The organism is Nocardia sp. BMG111209 (genome assembly GCF_000381925.1).
In the GTDB taxonomy this organism is placed as follows: domain Bacteria; phylum Actinomycetota; class Actinomycetes; order Mycobacteriales; family Mycobacteriaceae; genus Nocardia.
In genome coordinates, this window is the sequence record NZ_KB907307.1 from 1,016,897 (window position 1) to 1,029,917 (window position 13,021).

The 13,021-nt window shown below is 69.4% G+C and carries 14 protein-coding genes; 11 read left to right on the plus strand and 3 right to left on the minus strand.

What is annotated here, in order from left to right; all coding sequences use genetic code 11:
* Positions 1-67 precede the first annotated feature (67 nt).
* Positions 68-1,600 carry a glycosyltransferase family 39 protein gene (locus G361_RS0104555; RefSeq protein WP_155981303.1) on the plus strand — a complete coding sequence of 511 codons (1,533 nt, stop codon included), beginning with the start codon at positions 68-70 and terminating at the stop codon, positions 1,598-1,600.
* Positions 1,601-1,603: 3 nt separating this feature from the next.
* On the opposite strand, the gene G361_RS0104560 is transcribed toward G361_RS0104555, so the two are convergent.
* Positions 1,604-2,500 (minus strand): LysR family transcriptional regulator, encoded by an 897-nt coding sequence (locus tag G361_RS0104560; protein ID WP_026342685.1) that lies wholly within the window; start codon positions 2,498-2,500, stop codon positions 1,604-1,606.
* A gap of 150 nt (positions 2,501-2,650) precedes the next feature.
* On the opposite strand from G361_RS0104560, the gene G361_RS46650 reads away from it, so the two are divergent.
* From G361_RS46650 to G361_RS0104595, 7 genes are all read left to right on the plus strand, one after another.
* Positions 2,651-3,445, plus strand: a complete 795-nt coding sequence (locus G361_RS46650) for a dienelactone hydrolase family protein (RefSeq protein ID WP_196814416.1) — start codon at positions 2,651-2,653, stop codon at positions 3,443-3,445.
* 171 nt (positions 3,446-3,616) lie between these two features.
* Positions 3,617-5,134 carry a hypothetical protein gene (locus G361_RS0104570; protein WP_026342686.1) on the plus strand — a complete coding sequence of 506 codons (1,518 nt, stop codon included), beginning with the start codon at positions 3,617-3,619 and terminating at the stop codon, positions 5,132-5,134.
* 333 nt (positions 5,135-5,467) lie between these two features.
* Entirely contained in the window at positions 5,468-6,436 is a 969-nt protein-coding gene (locus G361_RS0104575; RefSeq protein ID WP_019925874.1) for an ABC transporter substrate-binding protein, read from the plus strand.
* A complete protein-coding gene (locus tag G361_RS0104580; protein ID WP_019925875.1) occupies positions 6,433-7,263 on the plus strand; it encodes an ABC transporter permease in 831 nt (276 codons plus the stop codon). Before G361_RS0104575 ends, G361_RS0104580 begins: the two co-directional genes overlap by 4 nt.
* On the plus strand, positions 7,260-8,042 hold the full coding sequence (locus tag G361_RS0104585; protein WP_019925876.1) for an ABC transporter permease: 783 nt from the start codon (positions 7,260-7,262) through the stop codon (positions 8,040-8,042). The genes G361_RS0104580 and G361_RS0104585 overlap by 4 nt, the downstream gene beginning before the upstream one ends.
* Before the next feature lies 1 nt (position 8,043).
* Positions 8,044-8,880: an ABC transporter ATP-binding protein gene (locus tag G361_RS0104590; protein WP_019925877.1), complete on the plus strand. Its 837-nt coding sequence runs from the start codon at positions 8,044-8,046 to the stop codon at positions 8,878-8,880.
* Positions 8,867-9,613: a GntR family transcriptional regulator gene (locus G361_RS0104595; protein WP_081635292.1), complete on the plus strand. Its 747-nt coding sequence runs from the start codon at positions 8,867-8,869 to the stop codon at positions 9,611-9,613. Before G361_RS0104590 ends, G361_RS0104595 begins: the two co-directional genes overlap by 14 nt.
* A gap of 8 nt (positions 9,614-9,621) precedes the next feature.
* Here G361_RS0104595 and G361_RS0104600 read toward each other — a convergent pair whose 3' ends face one another.
* Positions 9,622-10,074, minus strand: a complete 453-nt coding sequence (locus G361_RS0104600; protein ID WP_019925879.1) for a VOC family protein — start codon at positions 10,072-10,074, stop codon at positions 9,622-9,624.
* Between the two features lie 81 nt (positions 10,075-10,155).
* On the opposite strand from G361_RS0104600, the gene G361_RS0104605 reads away from it, so the two are divergent.
* From G361_RS0104605 to G361_RS0104615, 3 genes are read left to right on the plus strand one after another with little or no spacing between them, the layout of a single operon-like run.
* Positions 10,156-10,566, plus strand: a complete 411-nt coding sequence (locus G361_RS0104605; protein WP_019925880.1) for a MerR family transcriptional regulator — start codon at positions 10,156-10,158, stop codon at positions 10,564-10,566.
* Positions 10,567-10,626: 60 nt separating this feature from the next.
* Positions 10,627-12,168: a class I adenylate-forming enzyme family protein gene (locus tag G361_RS0104610; RefSeq protein WP_019925881.1), complete on the plus strand. Its 1,542-nt coding sequence runs from the start codon at positions 10,627-10,629 to the stop codon at positions 12,166-12,168.
* A gap of 18 nt (positions 12,169-12,186) precedes the next feature.
* Positions 12,187-12,546: an arsenate reductase family protein gene (locus G361_RS0104615; protein WP_019925882.1), complete on the plus strand. Its 360-nt coding sequence runs from the start codon at positions 12,187-12,189 to the stop codon at positions 12,544-12,546.
* 7 nt (positions 12,547-12,553) lie between these two features.
* Here G361_RS0104615 and G361_RS50170 read toward each other — a convergent pair whose 3' ends face one another.
* Positions 12,554-12,988, minus strand: a complete 435-nt coding sequence (locus G361_RS50170) for a nuclear transport factor 2 family protein (RefSeq protein WP_019925883.1) — start codon at positions 12,986-12,988, stop codon at positions 12,554-12,556.
* Between the last annotated feature and the right edge of the window lie 33 nt (positions 12,989-13,021).

Sequence of the window (13,021 nt, forward strand, 5' to 3'; positions counted from 1 at the left end):
GTGGCGGGCCCGCGCCGGATAGATTCGGCACTTGTCCGCTGGATCCGACGTGCTCAGGAGTGTGCCGGTGACCGACGTGGTGGAGCGTGCCCCTGAAACCGTATCCACCCGGCGTCCGCCGCTGGCGGTCCGGCCGGTCGCTGCGATCGCGGTGGTCGCGGCGGCGGTGCTGCTGTTCTCGGCCTCGCGCTACGGCTACTTCGGCGACGAACTGTACTTCCTGGCGGCCGGTCGGCGCCCGGCCTGGGGGTACGCCGATCAGGGTCCCGTGGTGCCGATGCTGGCGCGCCTGATGGATACGCTCGCGCCGGGGTCGTATCTGGTGCTGAGACTGCCGGCGGTGGCGCTCACGGTGGCGGCGATCGTGTTGTGCGCCATGCTTGCCCGGGAGTTCGGCGGGAACGCGACGGCGCAGGCGCTGGCCGCCGCGGGTTATGCGACGTCGCCGTTTCTGCTGTTGCAGGGCGCGCTGCTGACCACCAACGCGGTGGACACGGTGCTGTGGGTGATCATCACGTGGCTGGTGGCCCGGTGGGTGCGCACCCGCAACGATCTGCTGCTGCTCGCGGCCGCGATCGTCACGGCGATCGATGTCCAGGTGAAGTGGCTGGTCCCGTTCCTCTGGATCGCGCTCGCCGTCTCCGCGGTACTGTGCGGCCCGCGCGGACTGGTGCTGCGGCCGATGTTGTGGGCCGGTGCGGGGGTCGCCGTGCTGTTGTCGGTGCCGGAACTGTTGTGGCAATCGCGCCGCGGCTGGCCGGAGATTCTGATGACCCAGGTGATCGGCGGGGAGCAGGGCATCCTCGGCGGCCGGCTGCTGTTCGTGCCGATGACCCTGGAGCTGGCCGGCTGGCTGGCCGGGCCGCTGCTGGTGTGCGGGCTGGTGGGGTTCCTGTTGCGGAAGTCGTTGCGGCCGTACCGTTTTCTCGGCGTGGCATGGATCGTGCTGGAGCTGGTGTTCATGATCACCGGCGGCCGGATCTACTATTCGGCCGGACTGGACGCGGTCGCGATCGCCGCCGGTGCGATCGTGGTGGTGACGGCGATCGGGGGGCAGCCCGCGGTGCCGCGGCATCTGCTGACCGCGGGGGTGCTCACGGTCGTGGGAGGGGCGGCGTTCTATGTCCTGCGCGCGACGCCGTGGCTACCCGCCGAACGGGTCGAGCCGCCGCGCAGCAATTCCGAGGCCGCCATCGCGATCAGCGTGTACGGCAAATTCGGCTGGCCGGAGCTGTCCGACGCCGTGGTCGACGCCTACCGCCGGCTGCCCGACGCGGACCGTGCTCATGCGGTGATCATCGCCGATACCTATTGGCAGGCAAGCGCTCTGGACGAACTCGCGCGCGACCGGCTGCCCCCGATCTACAGTCCCAGCCGCGGCTGGGGCTATTTCGGCGCACCGCCGGACGACGCCTCCGTCTATCTGGTGGTGGGCAGTTACGAATTGGTGCTGCAGAGCCAGTTCGGCGAGGTGACCCCGATCGGCCTGGTCGACACCCGCCTGGGGTTCCCGGGCAACACCCAGCAGGTGACGTTGTGGCGGTGCACGGGCCTGCTGAAGTCCTGGGCCGACGTCTGGCCGGACTGGATGCATCTGTGATCGTTACGGCGCGGCTTCCGGGGTCGTGAGCGCGGCCTTCAGCTGGTCGGCGAAGGCGCGGATGGCCGGGGCCAGTGGATGTTTCGCGGTGATGAGGGTGATCGGGGGATGGTGGGGCGGGGTCAGTATGGGGCGGGTGGTGATGAGGGGGCCCGGCGTGGTGGTGGTGGAGGCGGCCATGACGGCGATGCCGAGTCCGGCGGCGACGAAGGCGCGGACGGTGGCCGGGGTGTCGGCGACGAAATCGACGCGGGGGGTGAAGCCGGCCTGCGCGGCCGTTTCGTGCAGCAGCGTGTGCATACCGCTCGCCGGGGGGAGGCAGACGAAGAGTTCGTCGCGGGTCTGCGTGAAATCGACTCGGGCGCAAGCGGTCAGGGGATGGCCGGGCGGGAGGGCCAGCACGAAGTGTTCGTCGGCGAGGTGTTCCAGGTGGTGGCCGGTGGCGAGGCCGGGGTGTTCGGGGCCGATCACGAGGTCGAGTCGGCCGTCGTCCAGGTCGGCGACCAGGGGGTCGAGCAGGCCGGAGCGGTAGGAGAGGGTGACGCCGGGGTGGGCGCTCCGGAACGTCGCCATGACCGCGATCAGGTCTATCGGGCCGAGGACGGGGGTCGCGCCGATGCGCAGGGTGCCGCGGACCAGGTCGGCGAGTTCGGTCATCTCGGTGCGGGCCGCGTCGACGTGATCGAGGATGCGGCGGACCCGTAGCCGGAAGAGTTCGCCGGCGTGGGTGAGGGCCGGTGGGCGGGTGGTCCGGTCCAGCAGCGCCACGCCCAGTTCGGTTTCCAGCAGTTTGATCTGTGCCGAGATCGCCGGTTGGGCGATGTGCAGATGCTGGGCCGCGCGGGTGAATCCGCCCTCGCGGACGACGGTGTCGAAGTAGATCAGCTGCCGGAGTTCCACATCATAAGTAAATCCGATCGAGCCGATCGCGACCCGGTATTCGACGTATGGCCGGGTGGGGGACATGCTCGGTTGTGCGGCAAGGCAATTCGGCCCGGTGGCCGTGGTTCTGCCGGTGGGAGTACCGATATCGAGAGGAGGCGGGTGGCGGTGCGGCGAGCACGCCGGGCGGCCGTCCGATGGGATATGGCGAACGAGTACGTGGGTGAACGGGTTCGGGTCGAGGTCGGGGGCGAGGTGATGGGCGCCTATCTGGCCCGGCCGAGTGCGCCGGGGCGGTATCCCGGTGTGGTGGTGGCGCATCAGCTGTTCGGGGTGACGGCGGATGTGCGTGGGATCGCCGACCGGCTGGCGGGACAGGGCCGGGTGGCGATCGCGCCGGAGTTCCATCACCGCAGCGGGGCCGGTATCGAACTGCCGGTGACGGACGAGGGACGAGCGCGCGGGTTCGCGTTGATGCGCGAATTGTCCCGGGACGGTGTGGTGTCCGATATGAGCGCGGCGATGTCGTATCTGCGCGCTCGTGGCGAGGTGCGCGCGGTGACCGGGGTGCTCGGGGTCAGTCTCGGTGGTCATCTCGCCTATCTGGCGGCGGCCCGGCTCGCGGTGCCGGTGACGCTGGTGTTGTACGCGGGCTGGCTGACCGGCACCGAGATCCCGGTGAGCACACCGGAACCGACGGTGGAGCTGACCGGCGGGATCACCGGGCGACTGGTGTACGTCGTCGGCGAGCAGGATCCGGTGGTGCCGCCGGCGGATCGCCGGGTGATCGCCGATCGTCTTGTCGCGGAAGGGGTGTCCCACGACCTGGTGGTCGTGCCCGGCGCGGGACATGCGTTCCTCGCCGAGGGAACGGCCGGGTATTCGCCCGCCGCTGCGGAATTCACCTGGGCGTTGATCGAACGAGAACTGGCGGACGCCGATTCGCAACGAACGGACGGGTGACCGAACGAACGGTCGGGTGACCGTCGGCCGCGGTGGTGCGTGCCGACCGCCCGGCATTGAATTCACCGGCCAAAGTCACTGTACGGCAATCGGTTCCGCATTCGGCGAGAGGCTCCGCTCAGGGTATCGTTGAGGGGTTGTCGAAAACTGGATGTTCAGGGGCTCTGGGCCATGTTGGTCATCAACGCCGGTAGCCGCAGGCCGGGCGCCGAGCGGCGGGTTGTCGCATGGCTCGCGGCATTCGAGGGTGTCGGGCTCGTCGTTCCCGGGGTGCACATTCCGGGCCGGCGGCGGTATCGGCGCGGTGGATCCGAGGTGGACCTGCTGGTCTTCACCCCGCACGTGTGCGTGATCGTCGCCGTCGAGAGTGTGCGGTTCCGGGTGTCGGGTACGTTGTCGTGCCCGGGGGACGGACCGTGGAGTCTGCCGGACGTGGTCGGCGACCCGATCGCGTTGCGGCGCAAGGGTGATTCGAACCCGCTGAATCCCGCCGCCGACAGCCGGGACGATCTCCGCGGTGTCCTGGAGCAGAAGCTGTGCGAGGCGGCCGCCGATCTGCTCGTGGATGTCGTGGTGCTGGTGGTCCCGCAGTACGGGTACCCGATCGAACTGGTCACCACGGCGATGCCGGTCGGCTGTGACGTCCTGCTCGGCAACAACTCCGGGGAGTTGTACCGATGGCTGGATGCCCACGCCTACGGGGATGCCGAGGCGTGGACGGCCGATCGGCTGCTCGTCGTGCTCGCGGCGCTGAACATCACGGAGATCACCTGGGGTGATCTGATCGGTATCGGTTTTCCGGCCGAGCCCGTCGCGGGTTCCCGGGTCGGTGGGGCGCCGGCGTACGCTGCCCGGCCTCTTCCGGCGCCGCAATTTCCCGTCGTATGGGCGCCTTTCGCGCAGCCACCGGCCGGTGATCTTGTCGACGCGGCGGTCTCGGCCGAGCCCGTCGCCGGTGCGCCGGAGGTACCGGCTTCGGTTGCCGTGCCGTCCGTTTCGGTCCCCGCCGAGGTGGGGAGCCCGGCAACACATGAGGCAGAGCCGGATTCACCGCCGATGGTCGCGCCTGCCTTCGGGACGCCGCCGGAGGAGTCCGTATTCGGAGACGCCGCGGTCGAGGAATTACCGGGAGAGGACGAGGTCGCGGAAGAAACCGTTGCCGAGTCGGCGGGAGAACCGCTCGCGCAGAACCCGATTGCCGACGAGCCGGTGAATTCCGTTGTTGACACGTCACATTCGCTTCCATCGTCCCCTGCCGGGGAACCGATCCCCGCAGCGGAATCATCCGAGGACGATCCGCTCGTCGGCATCGATCGGCACATCGCAGGTCGGGGACCGGCGGATTCGGTCCCCGGACCGTCCGCGCCGCCGCGGCGGTTGCCCGGGGTGCCGCGTCCGCCCGTGCAGTCCCGGAAACATCGCGACGTCGTGGCGATGTTGCGGGCCGCCGGCGCCTTCGCGGTACTGATCGCCGGTGTCTGGACGTTGGTCGACACCCATCACGCGCAGGCGCATCCGGGTGATGCGAATACGCCGGTCGTCGCGACCAGCGTCGTGCCGCCGCCGTTCCCGGCCGCGGGACTTCCGGTGGCGCCCCCGCCCGGCCCCGCTCCCGCCCCGATCCCGGCCGAGCTGTCGGTGCTGGGTCCCGGCGCCGCACCGTGTTACCCCTTGCAGCCCAACTGCTGAAACCGCCGACTCCCGAGGCGCCTGCCGCGAACGAGCGAGGCGCACGCGGCGGACCCGCCGGGTAGTCCACCCCGCTCCGCGATCCCGCACGCCCTATGAATATGAGGACAATTCGGCGAACTTGATCGTTGACAATCTTGTGTGAGATTCATAACATCAATGCCACACCAGCGGTGGCGTCGGCTGCCGATCGGGACATCCAGTCTCGGATCGGTTGTCGCACAACATATTCCGTCTCGGTGTCGCGGCCGCGGTCGCGCCGGTCCGGATACTTCCCGTCCGGCGGCGGACCGGCTGCCGTCCGCTCGTTCTCTACCGATTCCGGAGAAACCCGTGACCACAATCCGTGCGGCCCTGGCATCCGCATCCGCACTCCTGCTCGCCCTCGCGCTTTCCGCCTGTGGCAGTGGCGGCGGTTCCTCGACCGCATCCAACAGTGGCCCCACCACGGTGAAGGTCACGATCATCCCGATCGTCGACGTGGCGCCGATCTACCTGGGTCAGCAACAGGGCTTCTTCAAGAACCAGGGGCTCGACCTGCAGCTCAGCACCGCGCAGGGCGGCGCGGCGATCGTGCCCGCCGTCGTCAGCGGGCAGGTCGACTTCGGATTCAGCAACCTGACCTCGCTGATCGTCGGCGCCTCGAAGGGATTGCCGCTGAAGATCGTCGCGCCCGGCAACGCCTCGACCGGCGTGCCGGGCAAGGATTTCGGCGGGGTGGTCGTCAAGGCCGACAGCCCGATCCGGTCGGCGAAGGATCTCGTCGGTAAGAAGGTCGCCGTCAACACCCTGAACAACATCAACGACACCACCGTCCGGGCCTCGATCCGGGCGGCCGGCGGTGACGCCGCCGACGTCAAGTTCACCGAACTCGGCTTCCCGGACATGCTGCCCGCGGTGTCCAACGGCAACGTCGACGCGGCCCAGGTCGTGGAGCCGTTCCTGACCACCGCGCTGAAGAACGGCGACCGGCTGATCGCCTCCAATTACGTGGACACCGCGGCGAATCTGACGATCGCCGGCTACTTCACCTCGCAGCAGACCGCGAAGGCGAAGCCGGATCTGGTGAAGCGGTTCGCGGCCGCGATGCAGGAATCGCTGAAGTACTCCGCCGACCACGCGGATGCCGTGCGGCAGGTGCTGAGCAGTTACACCAAGATCGATCCGGCGGTCGCCGCCGCGCTGGTCCTGCCGCAGTTCCCCGATCGGGTCGACAAGAACTCGGCGCAGGTGCTGACCGATCTCGCCGTCAAGGACGGATTGATCACCAAGGCACCGGATCTCGCGGCGCTGCTGCCGTGACGGCAACCACGACCACAGGTGCGACGGCGGCCGCGACCAGCGGCCGCCGTCCCCGTGCGCTGCCCGCCTGGGTTCTCGGGCTGATCGGGCTCGCCGGCCTGATGCTGCTGACCGAACTCGCGCCTCGGGCGGGCCTGGTGTCCCGGCGCTACCTGCCGCCGTTCAGCGACATGATGGCGGCGCTGGGGGACGAGGCGAAGACCTCGACGTTCTGGCAGTCGCTGCTGGACACCCTGCGCGGCTGGGCGATCGGCCTGGCGATCGCGCTGGTGGCCGGGGTGCTGCTCGGGATCGTGATCGGCAGCCTGCCCGCGGTCCGGGCGGCGCTGACCTCGACCATCGAATTCCTGCGGCCGATCCCGTCGGTGGCGCTGATCCCGCTGGCCGTGCTGTTGTACGGTCCCACCCCGCGCTCCACGCTGTTGCTGGTGGTCTACGCCTCCTTCTGGCAGGTGCTGGTGCAGGTGCTGTACGGGGTGCAGGACGTGGATCCGGTGGCCCGGGAGACCGCCCGCTCCTACCGTTTCCGTCCGCTGACCCAGGTGCGCACGGTCATCTGGCCGACCGCGCTGCCCTATGTGGTGACCGGGTTCCGGCTCGGCGCGGCGGTCGCGTTGATCCTGGAGATCACCGGTGAACTCGTGATCGGCTCGCCCGGTCTCGGTCAGCAGATCGCGGTCGCACAGAACTCCGAGGCCGTGCCCTCGATGTACGCGCTGGTCATCGTGGTCGGCCTGCTCGGCGTGCTCGTCAATGTGGTGGTCCGCGCGCTCGAGCGCCGCGCGTTGCGCTGGCATCCGTCGATCCGCCGGGAGATGATCTCGTGAGCGTACTCTCCGTGGCGCGAAAGATGTTGCTGCTCTTGGCCGTTCCCGTCGTGCTGATCGCCGCGTGGTGGTTCGCGACGGCACACAGCACGAATTTCTTCTGGCCGCCGCTGCACGACATCCTCGCCACCTTCGGCGACACCTGGTTCCACGGCCGGTTCACCGCCGACGTGCTGCCCAGCGTGGCGCGGCTGCTGGCCGGTTACTTCCTGGCGCTGATCCTGGGGGTCGGGCTCGGCGTGGCGATCGGCTCGCTGCGCTGGTTGCGCGCGCTGCTGGAACCGGTGCTGGAATTCTTCCGGGCGATCCCGTCGCCGGTGCTGGTCCCGATCCTGATGCTGTTCGCCGGAATCGGCGACGGGATGAAGATCCTGGTGATCGTGTCCGGCTGTGTCTGGCCGGTCCTGCTGAACACCGTCGAGGGGGTGCGCGGGCTGGACGAGGTGCTCACCGACACCGCCCGCTGCTACCGGATGCGCCCGCATTCGCGGCTGATCCACCTCGTACTGCGCGGCGCGAGCCCGCAGATCGCGGCGGGTGCGCGGCAGGCGTTGTCCATCGGCATCATCCTGATGGTCATCAGCGAGATGTTCGCCGCCAACAGCGGGGTGGGCTTCACCATCGTCCAGTTCCAGCGCAGCTTCTCGATTCCGCAGATGTGGACGGGAATCATCCTGCTCGGGCTGATCGGCAACGTGCTGTCGATCATCTTCCAGATCGTGGAATCCCGGGCATTGAGCTGGTACACCGGCCTGCGCCGGTCACAACGAGAGAGTTGAGATGACCTCCACACCGATCGAGACCGACGGCGAGCGGACCGGCACGACGCTGCTGGACGTGCGCGGGCTGCAGAAGATCTACCAGAGCGGCGGCCGCGGCGTCGAGGCCGTGCGGGACCTGACCTTCGAGGTCGGAACCGGCGAACTGGTCTGCATCGTGGGACCTTCCGGCTCCGGCAAGACCACCCTGCTGAAATGTATCGCCGGCCTGCTGAGCGCCAGCTCCGGTGAGGTGCTGCTGGAGGGCGACCGGGTCACCGGACCGCCCGCGGGGATGGCAGTGGTCTTCCAGGAGTACGGCCGCAGCCTGTTCCCGTGGATGACCGTGCGGCAGAACGTCGAACTTCCGTTGAAGGAGAAGCGGATTCGCAAGGCCGAACGGCAGCGGCTGGTGCAGGAGGCCCTGGACGCGGTCGGCCTGGGCCATGTCGGCGATTCGCATCCGTGGCAGTTGTCCGGCGGTATGCAGCAGCGCGTCGCGATCGCGCGCGCGGTGGCCTACGAGCCGCAGATCCTGTTGATGGACGAGCCGTTCGCCGCGGTCGACGCGCAGACCCGGGCCGATCTGGAGGATCTCGTGCTCACGCTGTGGAAGCGGCTGGGCGTGACCATCCTGTTCGTCACCCACGACATCGACGAATCGGTGTACCTCGGGCAGCGGGTCGTGGTGCTGTCCGGTTCGCCGACGGTGGTGATGGCGGAGGTGGTCGTGGATCTGCCGGGTGAGCGCGATCAGCTCACCACCCGCTCGGCGCCGCGCTTCGCCGAATTGCGTTCGCGCATCTACACATTGATCCAGCAGGCGAAGGAGGGCCGGCGCCCGGATGCCACCGCGTGAGCAGCAGTCCGGCGGAGCGGCGCGACCGGCTCCCGTCGCGCCTGCCCCGGGGAGTCCGTCCGGGGCCGGCGCGCACTGGACCCGGCACGAGCAGGATCCGGTTCACCGGGATGTGACGGCCGCGATCCGCGAGGCGATCGTCCGGGGTGAGTTCGCACCCAATCAGCGGCTGGTCGAATCGGATCTGGCCGAGCAGTTCGGGGCCGGCCGCGGCGGAGTACGCACGGCCCTGGTCGAATTGGCGCACGAGGGGCTGGTGGAACGCATCCAGAACCGCGGCGCCCGGGTGCGGGCGGTCACGGTCGCGGAGGCGATCGAGATCTCCGAGGTGCGGATGGTGGTGGAGGGGTTGTGCGCGGCGAAGGCGGCCGAATCGGTCACCGACGCCGAGATCACCGAGTTGCGTGCCCTGGGTGCGGCGATGCGCACCGCCGTCGCCCGGGGCAATGTGCTCGGGTATTCGGAGCTCAACCAGACACTGCACCGGCGGGTGGTCGAGATCAGTGGTCAAGCCACGGCCGCGGGTGTGCTGGAACGGTTGCGCGCCAAGAACGTCCGCCACCAGTTCCGGCTGGCCCTGGTGCCCGGCCGACCGTCGGTGTCGGTGGCCGAACATCTGGCGATCATCGAGGGCATCTGTACCCGCGACCCGGGCCGCGCCGAACAGGCGACGCGCGGCCACCTGGTCAGCGTGATCGCGGCGCTGCGGGCGACGGTGCCCGGATCGGCGTGAGCGGCGGATCAGGCCGCGCAGAATTCGTTGCCCTCCGGATCCCGCATGATCCACCAGTGCCCGGCCGGGCCGCGGTCGATCTCGCGGACGCGGGTCGCGCCGAGCTCCTCGAGCCGGGCGACCAATGCGTCGAGCCCGGTGGCACCGCTGTGCACGTCGATGTGCAGGCGGTTCTTGCCGGATTTCGCCTCGGGTACCTCCTGGAACAGCACCCGTCTGCCCTGGCCGACGCCGCTGACGGGGTCGAACGGGTCGTCGGGGTGGCGGATCGCGGCGAAACCGCGAAAGATCTTGCGGCCGTGATGTTCCGCGACCTCGGTGGCCCCCAGCTGTCCGGCCGCAGACAGCCGCTCGACGAGCGCGCCGGGATCCTCCACCTCGTACTCCAGCGCCGCGGCCCAGAAGTCGGCGAGGACGGGAGCGTTGCCTGCGTCGATGACGAGTTTCCAGTTCAGTGCCACCCACCGGAACCTACCCGGCACCACCGACAGATTAGACTGGCGTGCCCATGCCGGTACCGAGACCGGCCGAGCGAGGTCCACATGCGTATCGGGGAGTTGTCCCGCCGCACCGGCGTGCCCGAGCGCCTGTTGCGGTACTACGAACAGCAGGGTCTGCTGCGGCCGCTGCGCCGCCCGAGCGGGTACCGCGAATACGGCGAGGGCGATGTCACCACCGTGCGGCGGATCCGCAGCCTGCTCGCCGCCGGGCTCAACACCGCCACCATCGCGACCGTGCTGCCGTGCCTGCGCGAGGACGAGCAACGCCTGGTACCGAACTGCTCGTCGCTGGTCGCCGATCTGAACCGGGAGCGGGACCGCATCACCGCGGCCATCACCGAATTGCAGACCTCGCGCGCGATTCTCGACACCGTGATCGCCGCGGCTCCGGAAGAGTTTGCGGCACAAGGTGTTCCGGATGGCATCGAGGTGGCCCCGGCGCGGTCGGCCTGATCCGGCGGGTAGCGAGAGGATGCCTCTCCGTTTCGGAGAATGATCATCTATCCTGGGCGGATGTCGTCGACGACCACGGAACCGACCATCGGTGCGCTGCTGGCCCGCAGTGTGCGGGAGTTCGGCGCCCAGCACTACGTGATCACCCCCGAGGAGCGGCTGGACTACGCCGAGGCCGATCGGCGTTCGGCACTGCTCGCCCGCTGGCTGCTGCATCGCGGCCTCGGCAAGGGCGCCCGGATCGGGTTGTACTTCCCCAACAGCGACGAATGGGCGGTGTGGTGGCTGGCGGTGTCGCGGATCGGCGCGGTCGCCGTCCCGCTGAGCACGCTGTACGCGCCGGTCGAACTCGGCAAGGTGCTGCGGCTGGCGGATGTGGCGCTGCTGATCGCGCCGGTGCGGGTGCTCGCCACCGAGACCGCCGCCACGCTGGAGGCGGCGCTGCCGGAACTCGCGGACCAGGAATCCACGACCCTGCGGCTGTCCGCCGCGCCCTATCTGCGCGGGATCGTGCTCACCGGTGACAGTGACCGGCCGTGGGCCACCGCCCGCGACGAGCGCGATATCGTGCCCGCGGAGCTGCTGGCGGCGGTGGAGGCCGAGGTGTCCCCGGCCGACCCGGCGATCATGATCCACACCTCGGGGTCCACGGCCGATCCGAAGGGGGTGTTGCACACCCACGGCACGCTGGTGCGGCAGACCGCGACGTGGCCCGCGGCGATCCGCAACATCACCGGCGCCGAATCCGCGCCGCGCATCCTGTGCGCGATGCCGTTCTTCTGGATCGGGGGCGTGCTGGCGGCGATGGGTGCGCTGCACGAACCGGCCACCCTGCTGGTGCTGCCGCGGCTGGAAGCCGGTGCCGCACTGGATCTCATCGAACGGGAGCGGGGGCAGGGCCTGGTCGGCTGGCCCGCGTTCACCCAGCGGCTGCGCGCGCATCCGAGTTTCCCGGATCGGGATCTGAGCAGCGCGCCGATGCTGTCGGGCCCGGCCGATCTCGCGATGATCGGTGTGCCGGACGGCTTCCCGATCCACCGCAGCCTGACCGAATCCGGAGGTAGCTTCGCGCACACCGAGATTCGCATCGTCGACACCGAGGACCGGCCCGTGCCCGCGGGCACCGTCGGCGAACTGCACATCCGCGGGATCGGCGTGATGGCCGGATACAACAAGCGGGAACGGCACGACGTGTTCGACGCCGACGGCTGGTACCGCACCGGCGACCGGGTCTACCGCAACCCCGGCGATCGGCGGCTGTTCTATGTCGGCCGGACCGGTGATCTCATCAAGGTCGCGGGCGCGAATGTGTCTCCGCTGGAAGTGGAATCGGTGCTGGAGACCTTCGACGACATCGCGCAGTGCGTGATCGTCGGCATCGATCATCCCGCGCGCGGCGAGGAGGTGTGCGCCGTCGTGGTGCCCGCCGCCGGGCCGCTGGATCTCGATGCCGTGGCCGCTCGCGCCCGCGAGCAGTTGTCCGGCTACAAGGTGCCCTCGCGCTGGATCGTCACCACCGCCGATCACATCCCCACACTGCCCTCGGGCAAGCTGGACCGGCGCGGCCTGCGCGGGCTGGTCACCGACGGCACGCTGAAGTGAATCGTTAGGGTACGAGATATGACGACCGAGATCTGGCACAACCCGCGGTGCTCGAAGAGCCGCACCGCCAAGGCGTTCCTCGACGAGGCCGGTATCGCCTACACCGAGCGGCGCTACCTGGAGGATCCGCCGAGCGCCGCCGAGTTGCGGGACATGCTGACCCGGCTCGGACTGCAGCCGTGGGACATCACGCGCACCGGCGAGGACGAGGCGAAGGAACTCGGCCTGTCCGGCTGGGCGCGCACCGATACCGAGCGGGAGCGCTGGATCGAGGCGCTGGCCGCGCACCCCAGGCTGATCCAGCGCCCCATCGTCGCGACCGCCGACGGCCGGGCCGTGGTCGCTCGCGACGACGAGGCGCTGCGATCGTTGCGGTAGCCGGCGATCAGCCGCGGGCCGGGGCGGTCCAGCCCGCCGGCGGCTCGGCGCCGTAGAACTCGTCCTCGGAGTAGAGGTCGTCCGGCCAGGCCCGCACATTGCCGATCCGGCCGTCGGCGATCTCGGCCACCAGGACGGCGCCGACGCTCATGCTGCGGCCGTCGGACCGCGACGCCTCGACCTTCTGCAGTACGACCACGACGTCGTCACCGGCGAGGATGTCGGTGATCTCGGCACGGTAGGTGCCCTCGGAGTACGCGAAGATCGTGGCCAGCAAACCGATGACCGCATCGATCCCCTGGTAGGTGCCCACCAGCCAGTTGCGTCCGGCGGAGAACCAGGTGACGTCGGGACTGAACGATTCTTTGACGGTGTCCAGGTCACCTTTCTCGAACGCCTCGAAGGCGCGACGGACCAACTCGATGTGGGACTGCTCTGCCATGCTGAACTCCTCGGTGCCGGTGGTTCCGGCTGT